A 23480-nucleotide genomic window follows, 5' to 3' on the forward strand; every position below is an offset into this window, starting at 1 on the left:
CAGCCGCTTTACCGTCGACGAAAACGGTGTGGTGACTGTTGCGGACGGCGCGTCATTCGATGCGGAGACCGAAGGCTCCATCGCCATCACCGTCACCGGCAACCTCGACAGACGGGTCCACATCCACCGAGACCTTCACCATTGCGGTCTCCGACGTGGATGAAGCCGATGTCTCGGCTGTTTCCGACAGCGATACATCCGCCAACACCATCGCTGAAGACCGCTCCGGCACCCAGGTCGGTGTCACCGCGCTGGCAACAGACAGCGACATCACCGACAGCGTTTCCTATGCGGTCGACGATGCCCGCTTTACCGTCGATGAAAATGGTGTGGTGACTGTTGCAGACGGCGCGTCATTCGATGCGGAGACCGAAGGCTCCATCGCCATCACCGTCACCGGCAACCTCGACAGACGGGTCCACATGCACCGAGACCTTCACCATTGCGGTTAGCGATGTCGATGAAGCCGATGTCTCGGCTGTTTCCGACAGCGATACGTCCGCCAACACCATCGCCGAGGACGCGGCCACCGGCACCCAGGTCGGCATCACCGCACTCGCAACCGACAGCGATGTCACCGCCAGCGTTTCCTATGCGGTCGACGATGCCCGCTTTACCGTCGATGAAAACGGCGTGGTGACTGTGGCCGATAGCGCCTCGTTCGATGCGGAGACCGAAGCCTCCATCGACATCACCGTCACGGCTACCTCGACAGACGGCTCCACTTCTACAGAGACCTTTACTATTCAAGTCTCGGACGTGGATGAAGCCGATGTCTCCGCCGTTTCCGACAGCGATACTTCGGCCAATACCATCGCAGAAGACGCCGCTTCCGGCACCCAGGTCGGTGTCACCGCACTCGCCACCGACAGCGATGTCACCGCCAGCGTTTCCTATGCGGTCGACGATGCCCGCTTTACCGTCGATGAAAACGGCGTGGTGACTGTGGCCGATAGCGCCTCGTTCGATGCGGAGACCGAAGCCTCCATCGACATCACCGTCACGGCTACCTCGACAGACGGCTCCACTTCTACAGAGACCTTTACTATTCAAGTCTCGGACGTGGATGAAGCCGACGTCTCAGCTGTTTCCGACAGCGATACATCCGCCAACACCATCGCTGAAGACCTCTGCCGGAACTCAGGTCGGTATCACCGCGCTCGCAACCGACAGCGATGTGAACGACAGCGTCTCCTATGCGGTTGATGATGCCCGCTTTACCGTCGATGAAAACGGCGTGGTGACTGTGGCCGATAGCGCCTCGTTCGATGCGGAGACCGAAGCCTCCATCGACATCACCGTCACGGCTACCTCGACAGACGGCTCCACTTCTTCCGAGACCTTCACCATTGCGGTCTCCGACGTGGATGAAGCCGATGTCTCGGCTGTTTCCGACAGCGATACATCCGCCAACACCATCGCTGAAGACCTCGGCCGGAACACAAGTCGGTGTCACCGCGCTGGCAACCGACAGCGACATCACCGACAGCGTTTCCTATGCCGTTGACGATGCCCGCTTCACCGTCGATGAGAACGGTGTGGTCACCGTTGCCGATGGGGCATATTTTGACGCGGAAACCGAAGGCTCCATCGAAATCACCGTCACAGCGACCTCGACAGACGGATCCACGTCTACAGAAACCTTCACCATTGCGGTTAGCGACGTAGATGAAGCCGACGTCTCAGCTGTTTCCGACAGCGATACATCCGCCAACACCATCGCTGAGGACGCGGCCACCGGCACCCAGGTCGGTGTCACTGCACTGGCAACCGACAGCGATGTGACCGACAGCGTCTCTTACGCAGTCGATGACAGCCGCTTTACCGTCGATGAGAACGGTGTGGTCACCGTGGCCGACGGCGTAAGCTTTGACTACGAAAGCGAGCCGAGCATATCCTTGACAATCACAGCCACTTCGACAGACGGGTCGACTGCCACTGAGACCTTCACGCTGGATGTCGCGGATGTGGCGGAGCATATCCAACTCGCTGAAGGTGGCGTTACATTCGTCGATAGCGGTGTTGCGGAACATTCCATTACCGGCGGCTCGGGGAATGATCACATAACCGCCCACCAGGACGGCGGCGTGCTTGATGGCGGGGACGGAACGGATACCCTTGTCGGCGGCGCCGGTGACGACATTCTTGACGGCGGCGCTGGCGTCGACAACGACACGTTGATCGGCGGCGAAGGCAGTGACACCTATCTGCTGCGTGGTGACGGCCGTGCCGACGCGATCTCCGATACCGGCTCGACCGGAAGTGACACCATTGTCTTGAGCTCTGGCACCGGTACTGAATTCGAACTTGAAAATACCTTCAATGCGCAAACGCAAGGTATCGAGGTCATCGACGGAAGCAATGTTTCCGGGGAAACTTTGCGGGCCCAAACGGCCAACTCTGAACTTGACTGGGACTTCACCGGGATCACTTTGAACGGTGTCGATCAACTGGAAGGCCGGGACGGCAATGATTCCATCACCGGATCGTCCGGTAATGACACCATCATTGGCGGCGCCGGGAACGACACCTTGTCCGGAGCCGAGGGCATCGACACGTTGCGCGGCGGCGAAGGTGATGATGTTCTTTACGCAGGATCCGGCGGAGAAACCACGAGCGGCGCAACGGGAACCGTTGGATCAACCTACAATCTGATCCATCTGACCACCACTGCGGATATCGATACCGATGAGTCCAATGGAAGCAGTGAAAACGCCTCCACACTTCTTGGAAGTTATGGTGGTTCAAACGCACCGCTTCACAAGGAAATTGTCTCTGCAACCGCGAATGACGCGGACGGAAGCAATGTCTTGGCCGACAATGATTTCAACGGGACAGCTGAAACCTTCACGATAGGCAGCGGGACCTATGCTCTGGATTCGCTTCAGGTATATGATGCAACCGTTACCTTCACCGACGGCACTACCGGAACGTTTTCTGCGGTGGTGATCCAGCTTGAAAACGGCGAAGTCTACCTCGCTCCCGAATATGCCTCCAATGCGGACGCTGTCTTGCTGACAAGCAAACCAATCCAGGGCATCAGCCTCGATAGTGTGTCCATCGACAACGCGAGCATGTATGCCAATCGCCTGGACACGGACTATCTCACCACCACCGGGGATACTCTCGAAGGCGGCAGCGGCAACGACACCCTTCACGGCGGATCTGATGACGACACCCTGGAAGGTGGGGCTAACAATGATTGGATCGATGGCGCTGCAGGAACGGATACGGCCATCTACTCCGGAAACTATGCCGATTACGACATAACGGAAAACGACGACGGAAGCTTCACAATCACCGATCTGCGCGACGGGTCGCCAGACGGGATCGACACGGTCCTGAATGTCGAAAACTTCCGGTTCGCCGACGGCGATGTGGCATCAACCAACCTGGTTGAAGGCGGCGTAACCTCTGTCACCGACACGAATGCGGCGGCCAACACGATCAACGAAACGGATGGCGCCGGGACCCAGGTCGGCGTCACCGCTTTCGCCGATGACCCGAACGGAGACGCCGTCACCTACACCTTGAGCGACGACCGGTTTGAGATCGACGCCGATGGTGTCGTGACGATTGCCGATCATGCCTTTTTCGACAGTCAAGTCGAAAGCGAGATCGGCGTGACTGTGACTGCAACAAGCGCGGATGGCTCGACGGCGGACGAAACTTTCTCAATCTCTGTCACCGGCAACTACGACAGTCAGTTTACCGGCGGCACTGATAGCGGAACCTTCAGCGGAACGGACCAGTCCTACTATGTGGACGGCGTTGGCGGCAGCGACAATATTTCGACCGGTGACTACAACGACCGGATCGAAGGCGGCAGTCAAGACGACGGCAGCGACAACATCTCCGGCGGAGGCGGCCGCGATCTTCTCTTTGGTGAAGGCGGTGCTGACAACATCTCGGGCGGTGCTGGCGATGATGTCATCATTGGCGGCACCGGCAACGACAATCTCACCGGCGGCGATGGTCGGACCTGTTCATGTACGGCCTGGGGGATGGCAGCGACAACATCTCTGGCGGTGCCGGCGTGGCCTGGACCGATGTCATTGATCTTGGCGGTGGCCCAGGGATAACAGCTGCTGGCGAATACGGGACTGACTGGACCGTGACAATCAGTGAGGGCTCCATCGAGAACTACGATGCCGACAGCAAGACGCTCGAATTGTCCGACGATGCGCACGGCTCGATCGAGTTCACCGACGGGACGAAGATCGACTTTTCCGATATCGAGGAAATCAGGTGGTAGCTGACGGAACCCGGCAGCGGTAACTGATCAAAAGCCCGCCGGAAACGGCGGGCTTTTTGCTGTAACTGCGCTGCGACTTATCAAGTCAGCGTTCGCTGAGCGGGTCGCCGATTGCGCGGGTAACCGGTTTCAACATGTACTGAAGCACCGACTTCGAGCCGGTCACGATTTTTGCATCGACCACCATTCCGGGCGAAATCGTCTCGGCCCGCGCTCCCTCTCCAATCTGATTGGAACTGAGCGGAATAACCGCCTTGAAGTAGTAGTTGCCGTATTCATCACGGAAACTGGACGCCGAGATCACGGACACCTCGCCCTCCAATGTCCCTTGAATGTTGGGATCGAAGGTGGTTATCGCGATCTCTGCCTTGTCCCCCACCTCAACATGGCCGATGTCGCGCGGCAGGATACGAACCTCCGCAACGAGATCGCTGTTGCTCGGAACAACTTCGGCAACGATGTCGCCCGGAGCCAAAACGCCGCCCGGTCCCTTCAATGCCAGAGCCTTGATGTGACCCGCCACAGGCGCTCTCACAAACAGCCGGTCAAAGCGATCCTGCTGCTTTTCAGCCTCAAAAGCGAGTTCATTCCGTTCCTGGATGACCCGGTTCCGCTCTTCTGCGAGCTCTTCCTGCGCCTTGGCAATCGAGCGTTCCAGACCCGCCTTGGCCTCGGCAAGTTGAGCGTCGGTCCGGCCCCGAAAACCGTTTAACTCGCTCAGTTGGCTTTGCGCATCTTGCAGGGAGGACTTGGAGTCCAGAAAGCGGCGTTTCGACGTGTAGCCCTGGTCATAGAGCGATTCTTGAATTGCGAATTTTTCGCGCTCAATCTCGACCCGGGTTTCCTGAAGGCCGATGCGTTCGATCACACTTTGGAGTTCAGCTTCTTTTTCTGCAATGCGCGCCTTTAGCGCCTGCTGCTCCTGTTCGAAGCCGCGCTGTTGAGCTTCGAGAGCTGCCTGCTGTGCTTCGGAAAAATCAGCCGCGTTCAGCCGGAGACCTTCAGAAACAATATCAGCCTCTGGCGAGGCCAGCCGCTGCTCTTCCCTTGCCAGAAACTGCAGCCGGGTCTGAACCCTCTCCAAATCGCTCGAAGCCGCAGTTTCGCGAAGCCGGACAATCGGTGCGCCTTCTTCGACTAGCTGCCCTTCCTCGACAAGAACTTCGGCAACAATGCCCCCTTCGAGGTGGCCAACCGATTGCACCTTGCCTGCAGGGACGATTTCCCCCACCGCCTTTGCGACTTCCCGGACCTGTCCGATTGCCGCCCAGGCAAGGAATGCGGCCGCACCGACCGACAGGATTTGAAGCAGCCGTTTATAGGCGATTGGCGGCGGCCCTTCCTCAAGCTCCAAAGGGAGCTCAAGTGACTGATTTTCAAAAGTGTACTGACGATTGAACATGTTTGCCCGTTACGCGCGGCGATCCTTTGATCCAGACCTTGCCTGATTAAAGTAAATGCGGACTGAACAGCCTTGCAGAATACCGGTCAAATCCGTTCAAATGGCCGCTGAATATGTCTTTGACCGGATTGCCTGACTGTGCCTTAATGTCACACAGATAAAGAAAATTGCATCCAGTTCGTGATGCTTGGGAGGAATGATGGCGGACATCGACCCGGTTCTGACGGCGGTTCGCAAGGGCGTCTTGACGGTCACACTCAACCGGCCGGAAAAACTCAACGCGTTCACTGAAGGCCTCCATCTTGCCCTGCGCTCCGCGTTCGAAGCAGCTACAACAGAAGATGAGATCCGGGCAGTCTTGTTGACAGGGGCCGGCCGCGCCTTTTCAGCCGGACAGGATCTGTCCGAACGGGATATGCGGAACGGCGGCCATGCGCCGGATCTGGGCCATACGCTTGAAACCCTTTACAATCCCTTGGTGCGGCAAATCCGGGACCTTCCCAAACCGGTCGTCTGCGCCGTGAACGGGGTCGCGGCCGGGGCTGGTGCCAATATTGCGATCGCCTGCGACATTGTTCTGGCGGGCCAATCAGCCCGCTTCATCCAGGTTTTTTCCAAAATCGGTCTCGTCCCCGATTCCGGCGGAACGTGGCTATTGCCGAGACTGATTGGGGAAGCGCGGGCAAAGGCCCTTACCATGACGGGTATGCCGCTCCCGGCCGAAACCGCTGCGGACTGGGGGATGATCTGGAAATGTGTTCCTGATGACACCCTCCTAGCCGAGGCGACAGACCTGGCCGAAAGCCTCGCTTCTGGCCCAACCTATGGACTTTCTTTGACGAAAGGCCTGATCCAAGATGCGGCCGACCAGACACTCGACGCCCAACTCGATGCCGAGCGGGATCTCCAGCGCCGTGCCGGGCAAAGCCGGGATTATAAGGAAGGCGTTTCGGCGTTTCTTGAAAAACGCCCGCCAGAATTCACCGGTACATGAGGTCCTCATCATGGCGCGTTATGCAAAAGAGATTGCTCAAGCCTGCGCAGACCGGATGTGGTCTCAGGATACCGCCTCGCAAAATCTTGGCATGAAACTGACCCAAACCGGCCCCGGCACAGCGGTAATCGAGATGACCGTTACCCAGATCATGACGAATGGACACGGCATCTGTCATGGCGGTTATATCTTCACCCTGGCCGACAGCGCGTTCGCCTTTGCCTGCAACAGCTACAATCAGATTACGGTCGCGCAACACTGCGAGGTCACATTCCTAAAGCCCGCGCATATGGGCGACCACCTGACAGCATCCGCAATTGAACGCTCAAAGAGCGGGCGATCCGGTCTTTACGATGTTTCCATCGCCAATCAGAACGGCGATACCATCGCGGAATTCCGCGGATTATCGAGAACGACAAAAGGCACCATTTTGCCGGAATGATACGGCCGGTCTGCCGATTGGAGAGAGAACGAGATGCAGGACCTGACACCGAAACCCGGCGACCTGGACCCCATTGAAACAGGCAGCCGTGATGAACTGCAGGCCCTTCAGCTTTCCCGTCTGAAACACTCTCTCAAACACGCTTATGACAATGTCGCGTTTTTCCGCAACAACTGCGAGAAAAAGAACGTCCACCCGGACGATCTGATCAGCCTCGCCGATCTTTCGAAATTTCCCTTCACCACAAAGCAGGATCTGCGGGACCACTACCCTTTCGGCCTCTTTGCGGTTCCCAGAGACAAGATCGTCCGCATTCATGCCTCCTCGGGAACGACCGGAAAACCGACTGTGGTCGGATACACGAAATCCGATATCGAAATGTGGGCTGATCTTGTCGCACGCTCCATCCGCGCGGCAGGTGGGCGGTCCGGCGACATCGTTCATATCTCCTATGGATATGGCTTGTTTACCGGCGGCCTCGGCGCCCATTACGGCGCAGAGAAAATGGGCTGCACAGTGGTTCCGGTATCTGGCGGCATGACAGAGCGTCAGGTCATGCTGATTGAGGACTTCAAACCCCGAATCATCATGGTGACCCCGTCCTATCTGCTGTCGATCCTTGACGAGTTCCGCCGCCAGGGCCGCGACCCGCGCGAGACGTCTCTTGTGTCAGGCATATTTGGCGCAGAGCCCTGGACCAACGCCATGCGGGAAGAGATCGAGCAGGCGTTCGATATGCATGCTGTTGATATTTATGGTCTTTCAGAAATCCTCGGCCCGGGCGTTGCCAATGAATGCGTCGAAACCAAGGACGGGCTGCACATCTGGGAAGATCATTTTTATCCGGAAATCATCGATCCGGAGACGGGCGACGTTCTTGCCGATGGGGAACTTGGCGAGCTCGTGTTCACGACGCTGACCAAGGAAGGCCTGCCGATGGTGCGCTACCGGACACGGGATCTGACACGCTTGTTGCCCGGAACAGCACGGACCATGCGGCGCATGGAAAAAGTAACCGGCCGGTCCGACGACATGATAATCCTGCGCGGTGTCAATGTGTTTCCAACCCAGATCGAAGAGCAGATCCTCAAGTGCAAAGGGCTGTCGCCGCACTTTCAGATCGAACTCACAAAATCGGACAGGATGGACGAGATGACCGTCCACGTTGAAGCCTCGCCGTCAGCGGCTAGCAGTGACCAGCGTTCAGCATCCGCAGCCGAACTTGGCCATCATATCAAGAGCATCGTTGGTGTGTCCGCCCGGATCGATGTTACGGCTCCAGGCAACGTGGAGCGTTCCGCAGGCAAAGCCAAACGGGTCGTCGACAACCGCTGACACCGGCTGTGAGAATACAAAACTAGAACCGCACACCGCGATCTACTGCAAATCGCATTCGATCGGATTCGTCTTTCGCTTCCTGAAATTGATGATTTCAACGCAAAAAACGAAACACTGTGCATTCGAATGACAGCAACACGCCTTAAACGGCCGCAGAAGAACCGGCCGGCCACTCCTTGGCAACAAGCGTGAGAACATCATATTGCGCAACCGGATCCCCATTCTGGTTGCTGACAAGGCAATCCCAGCAGACTTCTCCATAGTCGGCGGTAATCCGCGGTGAAATCTCCTTTGCGGTCAACGCGACCTGCAGCGTGTCACCGGCGTTGACCGGTGTCAGGAAACGAAGATTGTCGACACCGTAGTTGGCAAGGACCGGTCCCTCATCCGGGTCAACAAACAGTCCTGCCGCAAACGAGACGATCAGATACCCATGAGCAACGCGGCCGCCAAAAAACGGGTTCCGGCTTGCGGCATCCGCGTCCATGTGGGCGTAAAAAGTGTCACCGGTGAATGTGGCGAAATGCTCGATATCTTCGAGCGTGACAGTTCTTGACCCTGTCTTCCACCGGTCTCCTATCTTCAGATCGGCCAAGGATTTCCGGAATGGGTGTTTGGTGTCTTCCAGACCGGGCGCCCCGTCGACCCACCGGTCTGTGACTGCACCCAGCAAGTGCGGCGTCCCTTGTACGGCTGTGCGCTGCATATAGTGTTTTACGGATCTGAGGCCGCCAAGCTCTTCTCCTCCGCCCGCCCGGCCCGGCCCGCCATGCACCAGCATGGGGAGCGGTGATCCGTGGCCGGTAGAGGTCTTGGCGCTGGCGCGGTTGCCAATCATGATGCGGCCGTGGAAGGGCGCCATTCCAAGGACGGCTTCTTCGGCGACATTCGGATCGTTCGTGAAAACCGAGGCCACCAATGATCCTTTGCCGCGATGGGTCAGGTCGATTGCCGCGCCGATGTCATCATAGGGCATGAGCGTGGCCACCGGGCCAAAGGCTTCGACCGAATGCACGGCCTCGGACGCAGCCGGCTTATCGCAATAAAGAAGTGTCGGCTGCAGAAACGCGCCAGCACTCGCCTGACCGTCCAAACCATCCGCCTCCCCGCCTCCGGCGACAATTTCGGCGCCCGAGGTGAGCTCGGCGATACGCTCCAGCACTTCCGCCTTCTGCGCGCCCGACGCAAGAGCCCCCATCGTAACGGCCTCGTCGCGCGGATCTCCGACGACTGTTTTTTTAAGACGCAAGGCCAGCGCTTCCTGAACCGGTCCAACAAGACCGCGCGGCACGATGATCCGGCGGACAGCAGTGCATTTTTGACCGGCCTTGACCGTTATTTCCCGTCCGACTTCCTTGACAAACAGATCGAATTCCGGCGTGTCAGGCGTTGCGTCCGGCCCGAGGACCGCCGCATTCAGGCTGTCTGCCTCCATCGTAAAGCGGATGGAATTTTCGACGATGACGGGATGCCGCCGCAGCATCTGCCCCGTGGCCGCCGATCCGGTAAAGGTCACGGCATCTTGCCCGGTCAAATGGTCCATCAAGTCGCCGGCGGAGCCGCACAGGAGCTGCAATGCCCCCTCCGGAACAAGCCCGCTTGCCTGGATATGGCGAACCACCAGTTCAGTCAGGTAGGCCGTCTGGCTGGCTGGTTTGACGAGACAGGGCATTCCCGCGATCAACGCAGGTGCGATCTTCTCAAGCATCCCCCAGACGGGAAAATTGAACGCATTGATATGAACGGCAATCCCGGTCAAAGCGGTGAGCACGTGTTGCGCGGAGAAGGTCTTGTCCCGCGACAAGGGCTCAACAGGACCTTCCACAAAAACACGCGTATTCGGCATTTCCCGGCGGGCTTTTGAGGAATAGGCAAAAAGGGTCCCGATCCCCCCCTCAATGTCGATCCAGCTGTCCTTGCGTGTTGCACCGGTCTTGAAGCTTTCCGGATAAAAGACTTCCTTCTTCTCCATCAGGTGCTGCGCGAGCGACTTCAGCATCAAGGCGCGCTCGTGGTAGGTCATCTTCCTGAGCGCGGCACCGCCAGTTGCGCGCCCGTAGGCAAGAGCTTCACCGAGATCGATCCCAGATGCATCGATGACGGCGACCGGGTCTCCGTTGGATGGGTCCGCCAGGAGCTTGCCCTCTGCCTTGCCAGGCTGCCAGCGTCCGGCGAGATAGCTTTCAAGAACGCGGGCGTTTTGCGAAACGACTGTCATGGAGATGTCTCTGTTCGGGTTGGAAGCGGCTGGAAAAAGGCAGTTCAAGCGTCATAGGTGACAGTCAGCTTGCCACTGACCGCACGGGATTGGCATGTCAGCACATAGCCGTCCCGGAGTTCGTCATCTTCAAGAGCATGATTGGCCGCCATGTCCACTTCGCCGTCCAGCACTCGCCCCCGGCATGTGGAGCAAACGCCTGCGCAGCAGGAATAAGGCGCATCAATGTCGTGGCGATGGGCTGCCTCAAGAACTGTTTCACCGGGCAACATCCGCAGCTGGCGCGTTGTTCCATCAAGGGTGAGGAGGAGTTCGGCTCCATCTGCGGCAGCAGCGGCGTCCGCAGCAACCGGTTTGACCGGAAGCCTGCCCGGCTGGTCACTCTTGAACAGTTCTTGAGTGATGTGGTCCGGTGGAACGCCATGGTCTGCAAGGGCCGCGCGGACCGTTTCCATCATTCCATGCGGACCGCACAGATAGGCCTGGGAAATCTCAGAGGGGTCGATCAGGGTGCGCAACAACTCATCCACCTTCTCGCGGTCCACGCGGCCGCTCAACAGGTCGCTGTCGAGCGCATCCCTTTTCAGGATGTGAATCAAGTGCAAGCGCCCAAGGTACTTGTTCTTGAGGTCCTCCAGTTCCTCCCGGAACATGATCGAGGAGACTTCCCGGTTGGCATATACCAGTGTGAAGCGTGACTGCGGCTCGCGCGCGAGGACCGTTTTCAGGATGGACAGGACCGGCGTAATGCCCGATCCGCCGGCAAAGCCGACATGATGCCGCTCGCTGGCTTCATCAATCGGCTTGTAGAAACTCCCGGCCGGCGGCATGGCCTCGAGCGTTTGGCCAACCGCGAGCTCATCATTCGCCCAGCAGGAAAAAGCGCCGCCTTCCACCTTCTTGATCCCAACCTGAAGCCGCTGGTCCTCGGTACCGCTGCAGATGGAATAGCACCGCCGGACTTCCTGCCCTGCGAAATCCTTGCGGAATGTCAGGTACTGGCCCTGGGTAAACCGGAACAAATCTTCCTGTCCGGCCTGCGGCTGAAGCGTAACCACAACTGAATCGCGCGTTTCATGGGCGATGTTGGTCACGGTCAGACTGTGAAAGCGGGGCATACTTTCCTCCGGCAGGCGCTCAATGGCATTTGAAATAGTCGAAGGGCTCAAGACAGGCCTTGCAGCGATACGCCGCCTTGCAGGGCGTGGACCCGAACTGGCTGATTCGTTCGGTGTTCGAGGACCCACATCTTGGGCAGTCGACCGGAACGGCGCGCGGCGCAAGCAGCCTGTTCGCACGTTTCGCGTTTGCGGTATCGGCGCCGTTTTCTTCCGCAGGCGGCGCGATCCCGTATTGGCGAAGCTTTTCGCGCCCTTCGGCGCTGAGCCAATCCGTGGTCCAGGCAGGTGACAGCTTTTGTTCAAGCCGCAGTTTGGAAATCCCCTCAGAGCGCAGTTTGGTCTCAATATCCAGATTGATGACAGATGTGGCCGGGCAGCCGCTATAGGTCTGCGTCACCGTTACGACGAGGGTGTCCTGATCCCAACGCACATCGCGGATAACCCCGAGATCCGGCAGCGAAAGAACCGGTATTTCGGGATCCGGCACCTCCGAAAGCCAACGCCAGACAGTCTCGACCGGGATCTGCATGTTACCAGGCCGCCCCCGGATATGCCCGTTGGAGGAACTGCATGTCCGCCAGCAGATGACCCAAATGCTCGCTATGACGGCCCGTCGTCCCGCCGGTGCGCGCAAATCCGGTTTTCGGAACGATGAGCGTTGCCGCGTCAAGCACGCTGCCGACCATTTCTGACCAGTCTTCTTTCAACGTCTCGGGAAGAACGGCAAGACCGGCCTCCGCCATGGCCCTATCCGTTTCATCGGTTTCGAAAAACTCTGAGGTGTAAGGCCATAGGCTCTCCAGCGCGGCTTGCATGCGCTGATGGCTCTCCTGTGTCCCGTCGCCAAGACGGACAACAAGGTCGGCAGAACGCTCCGCGTGATACCGCACTTCCTTCAGGGTCTTTTCGGAGATTTCGCAGATCCGCTCGTCCCGGGAGCTCAGAAGCTTCTCCAGGAGAAGAACCTGATGGGCATCGTACAGGAAATGCCGCATCAGGGTTTTGCCAAAGTCTCCATTGGGCTGTTCGGCCAAAAGCAAGTTCCTGAAGTCCCACGCATCCCGCAAAAAAGCGAGATCGTCCTCGCCGCGTCCCCTGCCCTCGACCGCGCCGGCATAGGACAGCCAAAGCCGCGCCTGGCCGATCAAGTCGAGCGCGATATTTGCAAGCGCGATATCTTCTTCCAGCACCGGGGCGTGCCCGCACCATTCGGACATCCGGTGCCCCATGATCAAAGCGCTGTCGCCGCGCCGGAGCAGCCACTCAAATAAATAATCGCGCGCGATAGGATCGTTCTGCATCACATCTTCCCGACTTCATCCGGTATCTTGAAGAAGCTCGGATGCCGGTAGACCTTGTCCACGGACGGCTCGAAAAGGCTGTCCTTGTCTCCCGGATCGGACGCCGATATCTGGGCCGACGGGACAACCCAGATGGAGACGCCCTCCTTGCGCCGTGTGTACACATCACGAGCGTTTTTGAGCGCCATTTCCGCATCCGGTGCATGCAGACTGCCGACGTGCCTGTGGTTCAATCCGTGCTGACCACGGATGAACACTTCCCAAAGCGGCCACTCCTTGCTCATGAAATCTATCTCCCTCAGCGCCCGGCAAATTGATGGGCGGTAGTGGTTGGATGGCTAGGCAGTTCAATCGCCGGACTGCCTATTCCGCAGCGACCTTGGCCACCGACCGCTTGTCAGCATGAGCCATCAAGCCCTCCCGCACCCAGGCACCGTCCTCCCAGGCCTTCACACGGGCCCCGAGCCGTTCCTCGTTGCAGGGCCCGTTGCCTTTGAGAACCTCAAAGAATTCATTCCAGTCGGGCTCGGAGAAATCGTAGCCGCCTTTGTCCTCGTTCCATTTCAGGTCCGGATCCGGAACTGTAAGCCCCAGATACTCGGCCTGCGGAACGGTCTGATCGACGAACTTCTGGCGCAGCTCATCATTGGTATTGATCTTTATCTTCCACGCCATGGACTGGGCCGAATGGACAGAGTCTTTGTCGGAGGGCCCGAACATCATCAAGGACGGGTACCAGAAGCGGTCAAGCGCATCCTGCGCCATCCGCTTTTGGGCTTCAGAGCCGCCCGCCATCTTCATCATGATGTCGAATCCCTGGCGCTGGTGGAAACTCTCTTCCTTGCAGATCCGGATCATCGCGCGGGAATAGGGTCCATAGGAGGTGCGCTGCAGTGGCACCTGGTTCATGATGGCCGCGCCATCGACCAGCCAGCCGACCGCTCCGATATCGGCCCATGTCAGGGTCGGATAATTGAAAATCGAGGAGTACTTCATCTTGCCGGCATGAAGCAGTTCGATGAGTTCATCCCGGCTCACACCAAGCGTTTCTGCCGCGCAATAAAGATAAAGGCCGTGCCCTGCTTCGTCCTGAACCTTGGCGAGCAGAATGGCCTTGCGCTCCAAAGTTGGTGCGCGCGTGATCCAATTGCCTTCGGGCAGCTGGCCAACAATCTCTGAGTGAGCATGCTGTCCGATCTGGCGGATCAGGGTCTTCCGATACCCCTCGGGCATCCAATCCGTCGGCTCGATCTTTTCGCCGCGGTCTATGCGCTCCTGAAACGCGCGCTCTTCTGCGGACATTTCGCTGAGATCGCGCACTTTGGCCGCATCTGTCTTGATCATCTGAGCATACATGACGCCTCCTCCCGTCATGTTGATTTCAGGCATCTTACCGCACAATACATCACAGATAAAGGAATTTTGATGGTTGTGGTGTGATCCTTTTAAACAGAAGGTACGCGCTTGCCTGTGCAAAGGCATGACCGGCCAAGCGTTATGTGATCGAAAGTGTCTTTAGACGATTGCGGACCGCATTGGTTGCTTCGGGCAAAAGCCCATTCAGGCCAGTCAGTTGCCTGCCAATATAGGCATCGGCTGCAGGCGACAGGGCCCGGTAGGTCGCGGCGAAAACACCCCGCGCCTCAGCCCCGCCCCATCCCTTTGGCAAAGCCGAGGAAGGCAGCCTTGGATCGCGGAGCCGGATAGCTCTATAGGCATGAACGAGCGCTAGCCTCGCGATAAGAGCCTGTTCGCCGGCCAATGCACCGATATTTTCACCCAGACCAGAAAAACTCGCGGTAAATGCCAGATAATCGCGGTGCAGCCCACTCAGGTCAAAGGCGGCCCTAAGGGTATCCAATCCGGTTTCGCCGCCATGCTCCTCCAGCCTTGACCGGAAAACCAGCCCCGGCAACGGTCCGTAGCCGCGGTCAGCGCCAACAAAAACAGTCCCGTTAAGCTGGGCAAATCCAAGCCGCTGGAGCAGAGTTTGATCGGGTTTCTCAACGCAATGCACCAGCAGCCAGTCACAGTCCGGATCGGGCGCACCGAAAAAGAGGTCGGCTGCCGCATGAAACTCTTTGCGCGCTGACGGAGTAAGCGCATAAAAACTCCGCCGACCCGCCTTTTCACCGCTCAACTGACCGGTGGACACCAAGCGGGACACGGCCGTGCGAACCAGGGATTCGTTGATTTCAAATGCGCTGCAAAGGCGGATCAGATCCCCCATCCATAAAACGCCGCCGCGCGGTTCAACGATATCGCCATAGATCGTCACGATGAGCTGGGCTGCGCGGGGCGGCCAGGGAGAAAGGGTGTTCTGGAGCTGGAATCGCGTTGTTTCGAGCATAAAAGCACTGATCCATAAGCATTTTTTCAAAAGATATCGGGGCCGGACGGGAATGCCAAGCCGGGCGCGCGATTCCCTTGGCCGCAGCCTTGCGCGCGAAAACCGTAAACGTTATACAATAACGACGTTACACAGTTACAATTGCGGATACCCCGAATGCCTCAAAAGCTCTCTCCGATTGCTCCAGCCATCAAGACACGCCTTCTCGGCGCGGCCTCAACCGTCCTGATCACGATGGCACCTTTCGCCGCAACCGCCGCTGAGGCGCCGAATGTCGTGACCACCATCAAGCCGCTGCATTCGATTGCCGCCGCTGTCATGCAAGGGGTCGGAGAACCGGCTGTCCTCATCGACGGAGCCGCATCCCCGCATGGTTTCGCCTTGAAACCATCGCAGGCGGCAGATCTTCAGAACGCAGATGCAGTCTTCTGGATTGGCCCTTCCATTGAATCGTCCCTTGGCAAGGCAATCGACTCGACAGCATCGGACGCAGCTGTTCTTGAAATGATGGATGTCGACGGCATTGAGCATCTTGCCATCCGTGAAGGCGCGAGCTTCGACGCCCACGATCATGGCGACCACGATGATCATGGACATGACGAGCACGCCGGGCACGGCCACGACGATCATAAGGATGAGCATACGGCCCATGGGCATGATGATCACGGACATGACGACCATGGGCATGATGATCATGCCGGGCACGACCATGACCATGACCATGACCACGAAGAGCACGCCTCTGCAGAAAAAGCAGGGCATGATCACGGCCATGATCACGAGAATGAACACGCTCACGACGACCATGAGCACGAGCATGAAGAAGCAAGCCATGACGATCATGGCCACGGTCACGACCATGCCCATGAAGGTGGCAAGGACGGTCATATCTGGCTGAATCCGGACAACGGAATTGCAATCGCTGGCGCCATGGCCGAAACGCTGGCACGGCTGGACCCGGATCACGCGGATATCTACCGCAAGAATGCAGCTGCATTCGCCGAGCGCATTGAGGCTCTCGAAACAAATATCAAAACCGAACTATCCGGTGTGGCTGATGCAAAGTTCATCGTGTTCCACGACGCTTACCATCACTTCGAACATCACTTTGGAATTGAGGCAAGCGGTGCGATCAGCCTGACACCGGAAGCGCTGACCAGTGCTGGCCGGATGGCTGAAATCCAAGGCCGTATCCGCGATGAAAACATCACCTGCGTTTTCCAGGAACCGCAATTCGATAACAAACTCGTTGATGTGGCCCTGGAAGGCAGTTCGGCAAAAGCCGGCACACTCGATCCGCTGGGTGCAACGCTCGAAAACGGGCCGGACCTATACCCGCAGCTCCTGAGCAATATCGCGACCGCGCTGAAGGAGTGCCTCGCCTCAAGCTAGGCAAATTGCGAGCCTCGGTTTTGGGTAATTTTGGGCGGTCAACCAGATCCGGTTTACCGCCCAATGATCTTATTTCAGGCGCAAAACGCGGCATGTTCGAAAATAAAAAAGCCGCCGGTTGGTTCCAGCGGCTTTTTGTTTGTTCGGACAGCAACTTCAGGAAAATCGCCGCAGGCCTCTTATACCAAAGACAATTGGTTGAACGCGATACGCTTTAGGACGCCCGCGCCTTTTCCCGCGCGGTCTTTGTTTTTTCCAAAGCCGTCAGCAGATAGCGATCTCGGTCATAAATGTCGTTGAAGTAAGCGATTTCGCCATTCTCTTCCGGCCAGGCCGTGAAATAGGAGACATAGACCGGCAGATCACCCGCAACCCGCTCCTGTTCGTTCTGGCCTTGCGCAATCCGCCCGGCGACATAACCCTTGGACTTACCCAGGACGGCGGCTGCCATTGCCTTTGGATCGTGCAAGCGGATGCAGCCATGGCTGAAGGCCCGCATGTCCTTGTTGAACAGGTTTTTCGCCGGTGTGTCGTGCATATAGATATGGTGCCGGTTCGGGAACAGGATCTTTACCTCTCCCAGAGCATTCGAGCGTCCCGGATATTGACGCACATTGATTGACTGCTGCTTGGACGCCACCGCATACCAATCGACCGATGCGGAGGAGACCTGACGTCCACCCGGCGTAGTCACCTCATAGCCCGCCTGATCCAAGTAGCTTGGGTTTTGCGCCAGTTTCGGCAGCATCTCATTGACAATGATCGAGTAAGGTACACCCCAGTATGGGTTGTATTCCACGATCTCGATATTGTCGTAGAAGAAGTTGGTCTGGTTGGATTTCTTGCCGACCACGACCCTCATGGAGAGCGGGGCCTCCCCTTCAGCCGAATAGGTGGCGGTAAAGGCCGGCTGATTGATAAAGACCTTGCGCTGGCCTAGATCCTCGGGCAGCCAGCGGCTGCGTTCCATGGCAAGCTCGACCTTGGCGATCTTGGCCGCATTGGTTTCACCCACCATCGCCCTGATCGTGTTCTTGCCGACAATACCGTCCGGGGTCAGCTTGGCTTCCTTCTGGAACGCCTTCACAAGAGACACGAGCTCCGGCGTGTAAAGCTCGGCCCCGTCATAGGCTTCAAGAACCGCAGCATGATCGGCCTTGAGCGCCTCGGACCCGTTCTTGGCAATCGCGGCAACGATGTTTTTCAGCTCCGGGCTGGATTTTCCAGCTTTCAGGAAAGTCCCCGGCGCGATCACGATCTGATCGGCTTCCTCGTCTTCCGCCTTGAGCCGGGCAAGCTCCGCGGTCAGGGCCTTGAAATGGTCGTTTTGAGGATGGAACCCTGCAAGCTTGGTCTTGATCAGCACAGTGCCCGCAAGGGTTTCCAGAGCGGCAACCAGATCGACATCATGGCGTGGCAGGTCGTGGTACTGGGAGATCCCGTTCGGATCGATCCGGCCGCGCTCTGCGTCAAGAACGTAGGTCAGAGCCGCAGCGCTGAGATCCATTTCAAACCGGATTGCCGCTGCCTGCACCTCTTCAGGGCTCAAACCGTCAAAAACGGGTACGGTTACGGCATAGTCGGCAGGATCCAGGCCATACTTTGACGCGTTGCCGAGCTCAGAGATCAGCGCCTGCGCTCTCGATGTCGGGCGGCTGTCTTCAACCCAGATGAAATCGGGATGTTCGCGATAATACGCAATCAGCGCTTCCCCAATCTCCGGGAGCGCCATCAGTTTCATGTCTTTGAGAGCAGGCCGCGCCTTGTCGAACGCGGTCAGCACGGCGCTCGCTTCGCCAGCCGGAGTGGCGTCACTTGCCGCTGTTGCATCGCCATCTGCGTCCGCTGGCAGGTCGCTAGACAATTCTGCGGTTTTCTTTTCCGACAAAGGCGCGAGCGAAACCGCTTTCCAGGCATCAGCTTTATAGGTCAGATACCGGGGTGCTGAGACCCTGACCGACTTGATCTTTTGCTGGCGGTATTCCTGCCGTTCGCGCTCTTGCTGCCGGCGGTGCGCTTCGGGATTGAAAATACGCTGGAACAGGCCCTGGGCCGAAGCCTCCGGAATGCTCACAGCGGACAGGCCGGTTGCGAGCACCGAAGCCATGAGGCCCGCCTTCAAACTTCCGAAGACGACTTTTTTCGCGCGCCACCTGATACCGGACTTGGTGTTTTGGCCTGCCTCTGACCGTGATTCTTTCTCAATCGCTCGCATTGTTCCAACTCACAATATTAAATCTGGTCAAACCTGATTTGGCGTGCGCCCAAGAACGCCATCTCTTGCCGGTTCTAAGTCTGATGCCCGAGCGGTTTCCAGGTTCTTTAAAAGGCCCGCAAACACGCGCTTGTTCGTGCCAAGCATAACCCGAACTGATATACCACAGGTATGCTCAGCCGGTTAAGGGGCAGACTTTCAACTGCTGACAGCAATCAAATCACTGTGACAGTTATGCCGCTGCCCTGTTTTCCGCCGGCCCGCAAATGTGCGGAACATCAAAACGGGATTTCGTCATCCATGGGGCCGCTGCCCCCGCCCCCGGACGGTCCGCCAAAACCGCCACCGCTGGAGCCGCCGCCATAGCCGCTGCCGCCCCCAAACGAACCGCCGGATCCGCCGAAACTGCCGCCAGATGGCTCATTGCCGTAGTCCGGCAGTGCGCCGCCCTGCCCGCCGCCTTCGCCGCGGCCGTCCAGCATTGTCAGGCTGGAATTAAAGCCCTGAAGCACAACTTCCGTCGAATATCGGTCCTGGCCAGACTGATCCTGCCACTTACGGGTTTGCAACTGGCCTTCGATGTAAACTTTCGACCCTTTGCGCAGATAGTTTTCCGCCACCTTGCAAAGACCTTCATTGAAGATCACCACCCGGTGCCACTCCGTCTTTTCCCGGCGTTCACCGGAATTCCGGTCCCGCCAGGTTTCGGACGTCGCGATCCGCAGATTGGCGATGGGCCGTCCGTCCTGCGTCCGCCGGATTTCCGGATCGGCGCCAAGATTGCCGACAAGAATGACTTTATTGACGCTGCCCGCCATGACTGAACTCCTATTGTGCTGAGCAGAAACAAGGCCGGTCGCCGCACATGACGTGCCGCGCCAAGGCAGCTGCCCTCAAACTCATCGCCGTTAAAACCAGAACCCTAGCGGGCCGCCAACCGCCTTGCCCAATTTTTCAAACGCTGCGTCTCCTTTTCCACAGCCCAAAGCCCTTCCAGGCCTGCCTGCCCCCGCTCGCACCGCCAAAAATACAACCTTCCTACACGCGCACGGTGTATACCCCGGCTCAATTCCCCCGGTTTGTTCTCATTTCCAAAACACTACCTGTCAGCTATAATAACGATATAAAACAGTGACTTATCTTGTTTTTCCACATTTTGCACTGACACACACTGATTTTTTGTACTTGTTATGTTCTAATTTCTTGTCCACTTTGTAAACTCGGAAATCTAGTTCTGCCCGGCCAGTTCTTTGTCCGAGAGCTAGCGGGCTCACTGGAAGCGTCCGCGGAAACTGCTATATCGGATCAAAACACCACCCCATGCCGTGCGGATGACCACCGCAGCCAAATCAGGCAAGGCACGACAAAATCATACTGCACGCACGCGCTGCGCTTTCGCGTGTGAACCGGGATATTGATGATGACGACACCGAAGTTGCCGCATTCGGACGAAAGCTGGAAAAACGACCCGACGAAGGTCATCAGCATACGCGGCGCACGGGAGCATAACCTGAAAGGCGTCGATCTGGACCTGCCCCGGGACAAGTTGATTGTCATGACCGGCCTGTCCGGGTCGGGCAAGTCGTCCCTTGCCTTCGACACAATCTATGCCGAAGGCCAGCGCCGGTATGTGGAAAGCCTGAGCGCCTATGCGCGCCAATTTCTGGAGATGATGCAAAAACCGGATGTCGACCAGATCGACGGTCTGTCACCTGCTATCTCCATCGAGCAGAAGACCACTTCCCGCAATCCGCGCTCGACCGTTGGCACGGTCACCGAAATCTACGACTACATGCGGCTTCTTTTTGCGCGTGTGGGCGTGCCGTACTCGCCCGCCACCGGGCTGCCGATTGAAAGCCAAACGGTCAGCCAGATGGTGGACCGCATCATGGATCTGGAGGAAGGCGCCAGACTGTACTTGTTGGCGCCCATGGTGCGCGGGCGCAAGGGCGAATACCGCAAGGAACTGGCCGAGCTCATGAAAAAGGGCTTTCAGCGGGTAAAGATCGACGGCACGTTCCACGAGATCTCGGAAGCCCCTGTGCTGGACAAGAAGATCAAGCACGACATCGATGTGGTCGTGGACCGGATTGTCGTGCGCGATGATATCGCAGGACGGCTTGCCGATTCCCTGGAGACAGCGCTGAAGCTCGCCGACGGTATTGCCATTGCAGAATTCGCTGACAAGACCGAGGAAAACGGCGATCCGAAACGGATCATCTTTTCGGAAAAATTCGCCTGCCCGGTTTCCGGTTTCACAATTCCGGAAATTGAGCCCCGTCTGTTTTCGTTCAACAATCCGTTTGGCGCTTGTCCGTCCTGCGACGGCCTTGGCACCACACTCGCCTTTGAGGAAGATCTTGTCGTTCCCGACCATTCCTTGTCCTTGCGGGAGGGTGCGGTCCTGCCCTGGGCCAAGACCGGATCAACCTCGCCTTATTATGCGCAGACCTTGGAAGCTCTGTGCCGGCATTACGACGGCTCCATGGCGACTCCTTGGAAAGACTTGTCCAAGGATCTTCAAGAAGCGATTTTGCACGGCACCGGAAAAACGAAGATTGAATTCGTCTATGACGATGGCGTGCGCAGCTATCGCACCGACAAGACCTTTGAAGGGGTGATCGGCAATATCGAGCGCCGCTGGCGCGAAACCGAATCGACCTGGGTCAGGGAAGAACTCGCCCGCTTTCAGTCGGACCATGCCTGTCCGGCTTGCCAGGGGTTCCGGCTGAAACCGGAGGCACTGGCCGTCAAGATTGCCGGCCGACATATCGGGCAGGTCACAGAATGCTCTATCCGGGAGGCCAGTGAGTGGTTCGAGACGCTGCCGGAAAAACTGAATGACAAGCAGTCTGAAATTGCGGGCCGGATTCTGAAAGAGATCCGCGAACGGCTCAAGTTCCTGAATGACGTGGGCCTTGACTATCTAACATTGTCGCGGAACTCAGGCACCCTGTCTGGCGGCGAAAGCCAGCGTATTCGTCTCGCCTCCCAGATCGGATCGGGGCTGACAGGCGTTCTTTATGTACTGGACGAGCCTTCCATAGGGCTTCACCAGCGCGACAATGCCCGCCTGCTTGAAACGCTCAAGCACCTGCGGGACCTCGGCAATACGGTCATTGTCGTTGAACATGACGAGGACGCGGTCCTGACCGCCGATTACGTCATCGACGTGGGTCCGGGAGCCGGTGTTCATGGCGGGCAGGTAATCGCGAAGGGAACACCGGGCGAAGTTATGGCCAACCCGGCGTCTCTCACCGGGCAATACCTGTCGGGTGCCATGATGATCCCGCAGCCTGAGGAACGGCGCAAGATCAACAAGAAGCGCCAGATCTCTGTTAAGGGAGCCAGGGGCAACAATCTCAAGGATGTCGACGTCAACGTACCGCTCAGCACATTCACCTGTGTCACCGGAGTATCCGGCGGGGGCAAATCGACCTTCCTGATCGATACGCTCTACAAGTCGGCGGCACGGCGCTTGAACGGCGCACGGGACAACCCTGCCCCCCATGACCGGATCGAGGGCCTTGAAGTTCTCGACAAGGTCATCGACATCGACCAGTCCCCGATTGGCCGGACCCCGCGCTCCAATCCGGCGACCTACACCGGTGCGTTCACGCCGATCCGCGAATGGTTTGCCGGGATGCCGGAGGCGAAAGCTCGTGGTTATCAACCAGGCCGCTTCTCCTTCAACGTCAAGGGCGGGCGCTGTGAAGCCTGTCAGGGCGACGGCGTTATCAAGATTGAAATGCACTTCCTCCCGGACGTCTATGTCACCTGCGATGTGTGCAAGGGTAAGCGCTACAATCGGGAAACGCTCGAGGTCGAGTTCAAAGGCAAGTCCATTGCGGATGTGCTCGACATGACCGTTGAGGAAGCAGCCAGCTTCTTTTCAGCCGTCCCGGCCGTGCGCGACAAGATGGAGACACTTGCCCGTGTCGGGCTCGGCTACATCAAGGTCGGCCAGCAGGCGACAACGCTGTCGGGCGGTGAAGCACAGCGCGTGAAACTGGCCAAGGAGCTGTCAAAACGGTCAACCGGCCGCACACTTTATATCCTGGACGAACCAACGACCGGCCTGCATTTCCATGATGTTGCAAAGCTTCTTGAGGTCCTTCACGAACTGGTCGATCAAGGGAACACCGTTCTGGTGATCGAACATAATCTTGAGGTCATCAAGACGGCAGACTGGATCATCGATCTCGGACCGGAAGGCGGAGATGGCGGCGGACGGATTGTTGCGACCGGCCGGCCAGAGGATGTCGCCACGGTCGATGAAAGCTACACAGGCCAGTTCCTGAAGGAACTGTTGAGCCGCCGCCCACAGCGCGCGCCCGACGCCGCGGAGTGAGCCCAGTCCGTTTTTTCGAAAACGATGGCGACGCACTTGAAACAAGGTGCGCCGCACATATCTCTAAGCCACTGGCATCGCACGCGATCTGATTCGCGATA

20 protein-coding genes are annotated in these 23480 nt (G+C 58.0%); 9 read left to right on the plus strand and 11 right to left on the minus strand.

All coding sequences use genetic code 11. The features are described from left to right. Positions 1–155 precede the first annotated feature (155 nt). Both E1180_RS11440 and E1180_RS11445 read left to right on the plus strand, forming a co-directional pair. Entirely contained in the window at positions 156–452 is a 297-nt protein-coding gene (locus E1180_RS11440) for a hypothetical protein (RefSeq protein ID WP_208997091.1), read from the plus strand. Then, positions 361–1206: a cadherin repeat domain-containing protein gene (locus E1180_RS11445; protein WP_155191321.1), complete on the plus strand. Its 846-nt coding sequence runs from the start codon at positions 361–363 to the stop codon at positions 1204–1206. Before E1180_RS11440 ends, E1180_RS11445 begins: the two co-directional genes overlap by 92 nt. Here E1180_RS11445 and E1180_RS22470 read toward each other — a convergent pair. Beyond that, the gene (locus tag E1180_RS22470) at positions 1195–1350 is read right to left on the minus strand and encodes a hypothetical protein (RefSeq protein WP_244314043.1); all 156 of its coding nucleotides are present in this window, start codon (positions 1348–1350) and stop codon (positions 1195–1197) included. The genes E1180_RS11445 and E1180_RS22470 overlap by 12 nt on opposite strands. 26 nt (positions 1351–1376) lie before the next feature. Here E1180_RS22470 and E1180_RS22640 point away from each other — a divergent pair, with 26 nt between their 5' ends. Both E1180_RS22640 and E1180_RS11455 read left to right on the plus strand, forming a co-directional pair. Beyond that, positions 1377–4082 carry a hypothetical protein gene (locus tag E1180_RS22640; protein WP_280115244.1) on the plus strand — a complete coding sequence of 902 codons (2706 nt, stop codon included), beginning with the start codon at positions 1377–1379 and terminating at the stop codon, positions 4080–4082. Further along, on the plus strand, positions 4037–4255 hold the full coding sequence (locus tag E1180_RS11455; RefSeq protein WP_155191323.1) for a hypothetical protein: 219 nt from the start codon (positions 4037–4039) through the stop codon (positions 4253–4255). Before E1180_RS22640 ends, E1180_RS11455 begins: the two co-directional genes overlap by 46 nt. A gap of 85 nt (positions 4256–4340) precedes the next feature. Here E1180_RS11455 and E1180_RS11460 read toward each other — a convergent pair whose 3' ends face one another. Next, positions 4341–5657 (minus strand): HlyD family type I secretion periplasmic adaptor subunit, encoded by a 1317-nt coding sequence (locus E1180_RS11460; protein WP_155191324.1) that lies wholly within the window; start codon positions 5655–5657, stop codon positions 4341–4343. 199 nt (positions 5658–5856) lie between these two features. On the opposite strand from E1180_RS11460, the gene paaG reads away from it, so the two are divergent. The 3 genes from paaG to paaK are packed head-to-tail and all read left to right on the plus strand — an operon-like array spanning position 5857 to position 8428. Continuing rightward, positions 5857–6651: a 2-(1,2-epoxy-1,2-dihydrophenyl)acetyl-CoA isomerase PaaG gene (gene paaG, locus E1180_RS11465; protein ID WP_155191325.1), complete on the plus strand. Its 795-nt coding sequence runs from the start codon at positions 5857–5859 to the stop codon at positions 6649–6651. 10 nt (positions 6652–6661) lie between these two features. Continuing rightward, positions 6662–7093 (plus strand): hydroxyphenylacetyl-CoA thioesterase PaaI, encoded by a 432-nt coding sequence (gene paaI / locus E1180_RS11470; RefSeq protein ID WP_155191326.1) that lies wholly within the window; start codon positions 6662–6664, stop codon positions 7091–7093. 33 nt (positions 7094–7126) lie between these two features. After that, the gene (paaK, locus tag E1180_RS11475) at positions 7127–8428 is read left to right on the plus strand and encodes a phenylacetate--CoA ligase PaaK (RefSeq protein ID WP_155191327.1); all 1302 of its coding nucleotides are present in this window, start codon (positions 7127–7129) and stop codon (positions 8426–8428) included. A gap of 145 nt (positions 8429–8573) precedes the next feature. Here paaK and paaZ read toward each other — a convergent pair whose 3' ends face one another. From paaZ to E1180_RS11510, 7 genes are all read right to left on the minus strand, one after another. Beyond that, complete coding sequence (paaZ, locus tag E1180_RS11480; RefSeq protein ID WP_155191328.1) at positions 8574–10649, minus strand: phenylacetic acid degradation bifunctional protein PaaZ; 2076 nt, start codon at positions 10647–10649, stop codon at positions 8574–8576. 44 nt (positions 10650–10693) lie between these two features. Then, positions 10694–11767 carry a ferredoxin--NADP reductase gene (locus E1180_RS11485; RefSeq protein ID WP_155191329.1) on the minus strand — a complete coding sequence of 358 codons (1074 nt, stop codon included), beginning with the start codon at positions 11765–11767 and terminating at the stop codon, positions 10694–10696. 19 nt (positions 11768–11786) lie between these two features. Beyond that, positions 11787–12299, minus strand: a complete 513-nt coding sequence (gene paaD / locus E1180_RS11490; RefSeq protein WP_155191330.1) for a 1,2-phenylacetyl-CoA epoxidase subunit PaaD — start codon at positions 12297–12299, stop codon at positions 11787–11789. A 1-nt stretch (position 12300) separates the two neighbouring features. Beyond that, positions 12301–13071, minus strand: a complete 771-nt coding sequence (paaC, locus tag E1180_RS11495; RefSeq protein ID WP_155191331.1) for a 1,2-phenylacetyl-CoA epoxidase subunit PaaC — start codon at positions 13069–13071, stop codon at positions 12301–12303. Beyond that, positions 13071–13355, minus strand: coding sequence for a 1,2-phenylacetyl-CoA epoxidase subunit PaaB (gene paaB, locus E1180_RS11500; protein ID WP_155191332.1), 285 nt, complete (start codon positions 13353–13355; stop codon positions 13071–13073). Before paaB ends, paaC begins: the two co-directional genes overlap by 1 nt. Positions 13356–13434: 79 nt before the next feature. After that, complete coding sequence (gene paaA / locus E1180_RS11505; protein WP_155191333.1) at positions 13435–14427, minus strand: 1,2-phenylacetyl-CoA epoxidase subunit PaaA; 993 nt, start codon at positions 14425–14427, stop codon at positions 13435–13437. Positions 14428–14566: 139 nt separating this feature from the next. After that, positions 14567–15421, minus strand: coding sequence for a PaaX family transcriptional regulator (locus tag E1180_RS11510; protein WP_155191334.1), 855 nt, complete (start codon positions 15419–15421; stop codon positions 14567–14569). Positions 15422–15577: 156 nt separating this feature from the next. On the opposite strand from E1180_RS11510, the gene E1180_RS11515 reads away from it, so the two are divergent. Further along, positions 15578–16813 (plus strand): zinc ABC transporter substrate-binding protein, encoded by a 1236-nt coding sequence (locus tag E1180_RS11515; RefSeq protein WP_155191335.1) that lies wholly within the window; start codon positions 15578–15580, stop codon positions 16811–16813. A 214-nt stretch (positions 16814–17027) separates the two neighbouring features. On the opposite strand, the gene E1180_RS11520 is transcribed toward E1180_RS11515, so the two are convergent. After that, positions 17028–18920 (minus strand): L,D-transpeptidase family protein, encoded by a 1893-nt coding sequence (locus E1180_RS11520; RefSeq protein WP_208997092.1) that lies wholly within the window; start codon positions 18918–18920, stop codon positions 17028–17030. Between the two features lie 386 nt (positions 18921–19306). Beyond that, positions 19307–19846, minus strand: a complete 540-nt coding sequence (locus E1180_RS11525; protein ID WP_155191337.1) for a single-stranded DNA-binding protein — start codon at positions 19844–19846, stop codon at positions 19307–19309. 602 nt (positions 19847–20448) lie between these two features. On the opposite strand from E1180_RS11525, the gene uvrA reads away from it, so the two are divergent. After that, positions 20449–23379 carry an excinuclease ABC subunit UvrA gene (gene uvrA / locus E1180_RS11530; protein WP_155191488.1) on the plus strand — a complete coding sequence of 977 codons (2931 nt, stop codon included), beginning with the start codon at positions 20449–20451 and terminating at the stop codon, positions 23377–23379. Positions 23380–23480: the final 101 nt, after the last annotated feature.

The organism is Roseibium denhamense (assembly GCF_009711415.1).
In the GTDB taxonomy this organism is placed as follows: Bacteria; Pseudomonadota; Alphaproteobacteria; order Rhizobiales; family Stappiaceae; genus Roseibium; species Roseibium denhamense.

What these genes read in the sequence shown, in the direction of transcription:
- E1180_RS11485 (WP_155191329.1), bottom strand. Translation starts at nt 11,767, where the DNA reads ATGCCCCGCTTTCACAGTCTGACCGTGACCAACATCGCCCATGAAACG.
- E1180_RS11515 (WP_155191335.1), top strand. Translation starts at nt 15,578, where the DNA reads ATGCCTCAAAAGCTCTCTCCGATTGCTCCAGCCATCAAGACACGCCTT.
- paaB (WP_155191332.1), bottom strand. Translation starts at nt 13,355, where the DNA reads ATGAGCAAGGAGTGGCCGCTTTGGGAAGTGTTCATCCGTGGTCAGCAC.
- uvrA (WP_155191488.1), top strand. Translation starts at nt 20,449, where the DNA reads ATGACGACACCGAAGTTGCCGCATTCGGACGAAAGCTGGAAAAACGAC.
- E1180_RS11445 (WP_155191321.1), top strand. Translation starts at nt 361, where the DNA reads ATGCGGAGACCGAAGGCTCCATCGCCATCACCGTCACCGGCAACCTCG.
- E1180_RS11460 (WP_155191324.1), bottom strand. Translation starts at nt 5,657, where the DNA reads ATGTTCAATCGTCAGTACACTTTTGAAAATCAGTCACTTGAGCTCCCT.
- E1180_RS11525 (WP_155191337.1), bottom strand. Translation starts at nt 19,846, where the DNA reads ATGGCGGGCAGCGTCAATAAAGTCATTCTTGTCGGCAATCTTGGCGCC.
- paaZ (WP_155191328.1), bottom strand. Translation starts at nt 10,649, where the DNA reads ATGACAGTCGTTTCGCAAAACGCCCGCGTTCTTGAAAGCTATCTCGCC.
- E1180_RS11520 (WP_208997092.1), bottom strand. Translation starts at nt 18,920, where the DNA reads ATGGCTTCGGTGCTCGCAACCGGCCTGTCCGCTGTGAGCATTCCGGAG.
- paaK (WP_155191327.1), top strand. Translation starts at nt 7,127, where the DNA reads ATGCAGGACCTGACACCGAAACCCGGCGACCTGGACCCCATTGAAACA.
- paaC (WP_155191331.1), bottom strand. Translation starts at nt 13,071, where the DNA reads ATGCAGAACGATCCTATCGCGCGCGATTATTTATTTGAGTGGCTGCTC.
- paaA (WP_155191333.1), bottom strand. Translation starts at nt 14,427, where the DNA reads ATGTATGCTCAGATGATCAAGACAGATGCGGCCAAAGTGCGCGATCTC.
- paaG (WP_155191325.1), top strand. Translation starts at nt 5,857, where the DNA reads ATGGCGGACATCGACCCGGTTCTGACGGCGGTTCGCAAGGGCGTCTTG.
- E1180_RS11510 (WP_155191334.1), bottom strand. Translation starts at nt 15,421, where the DNA reads ATGCTCGAAACAACGCGATTCCAGCTCCAGAACACCCTTTCTCCCTGG.
- paaD (WP_155191330.1), bottom strand. Translation starts at nt 12,299, where the DNA reads ATGCAGATCCCGGTCGAGACTGTCTGGCGTTGGCTTTCGGAGGTGCCG.
- E1180_RS22470 (WP_244314043.1), bottom strand. Translation starts at nt 1,350, where the DNA reads ATGGTGAAGGTCTCGGAAGAAGTGGAGCCGTCTGTCGAGGTAGCCGTG.
- paaI (WP_155191326.1), top strand. Translation starts at nt 6,662, where the DNA reads ATGGCGCGTTATGCAAAAGAGATTGCTCAAGCCTGCGCAGACCGGATG.
- E1180_RS22640 (WP_280115244.1), top strand. Translation starts at nt 1,377, where the DNA reads ATGTCTCGGCTGTTTCCGACAGCGATACATCCGCCAACACCATCGCTG.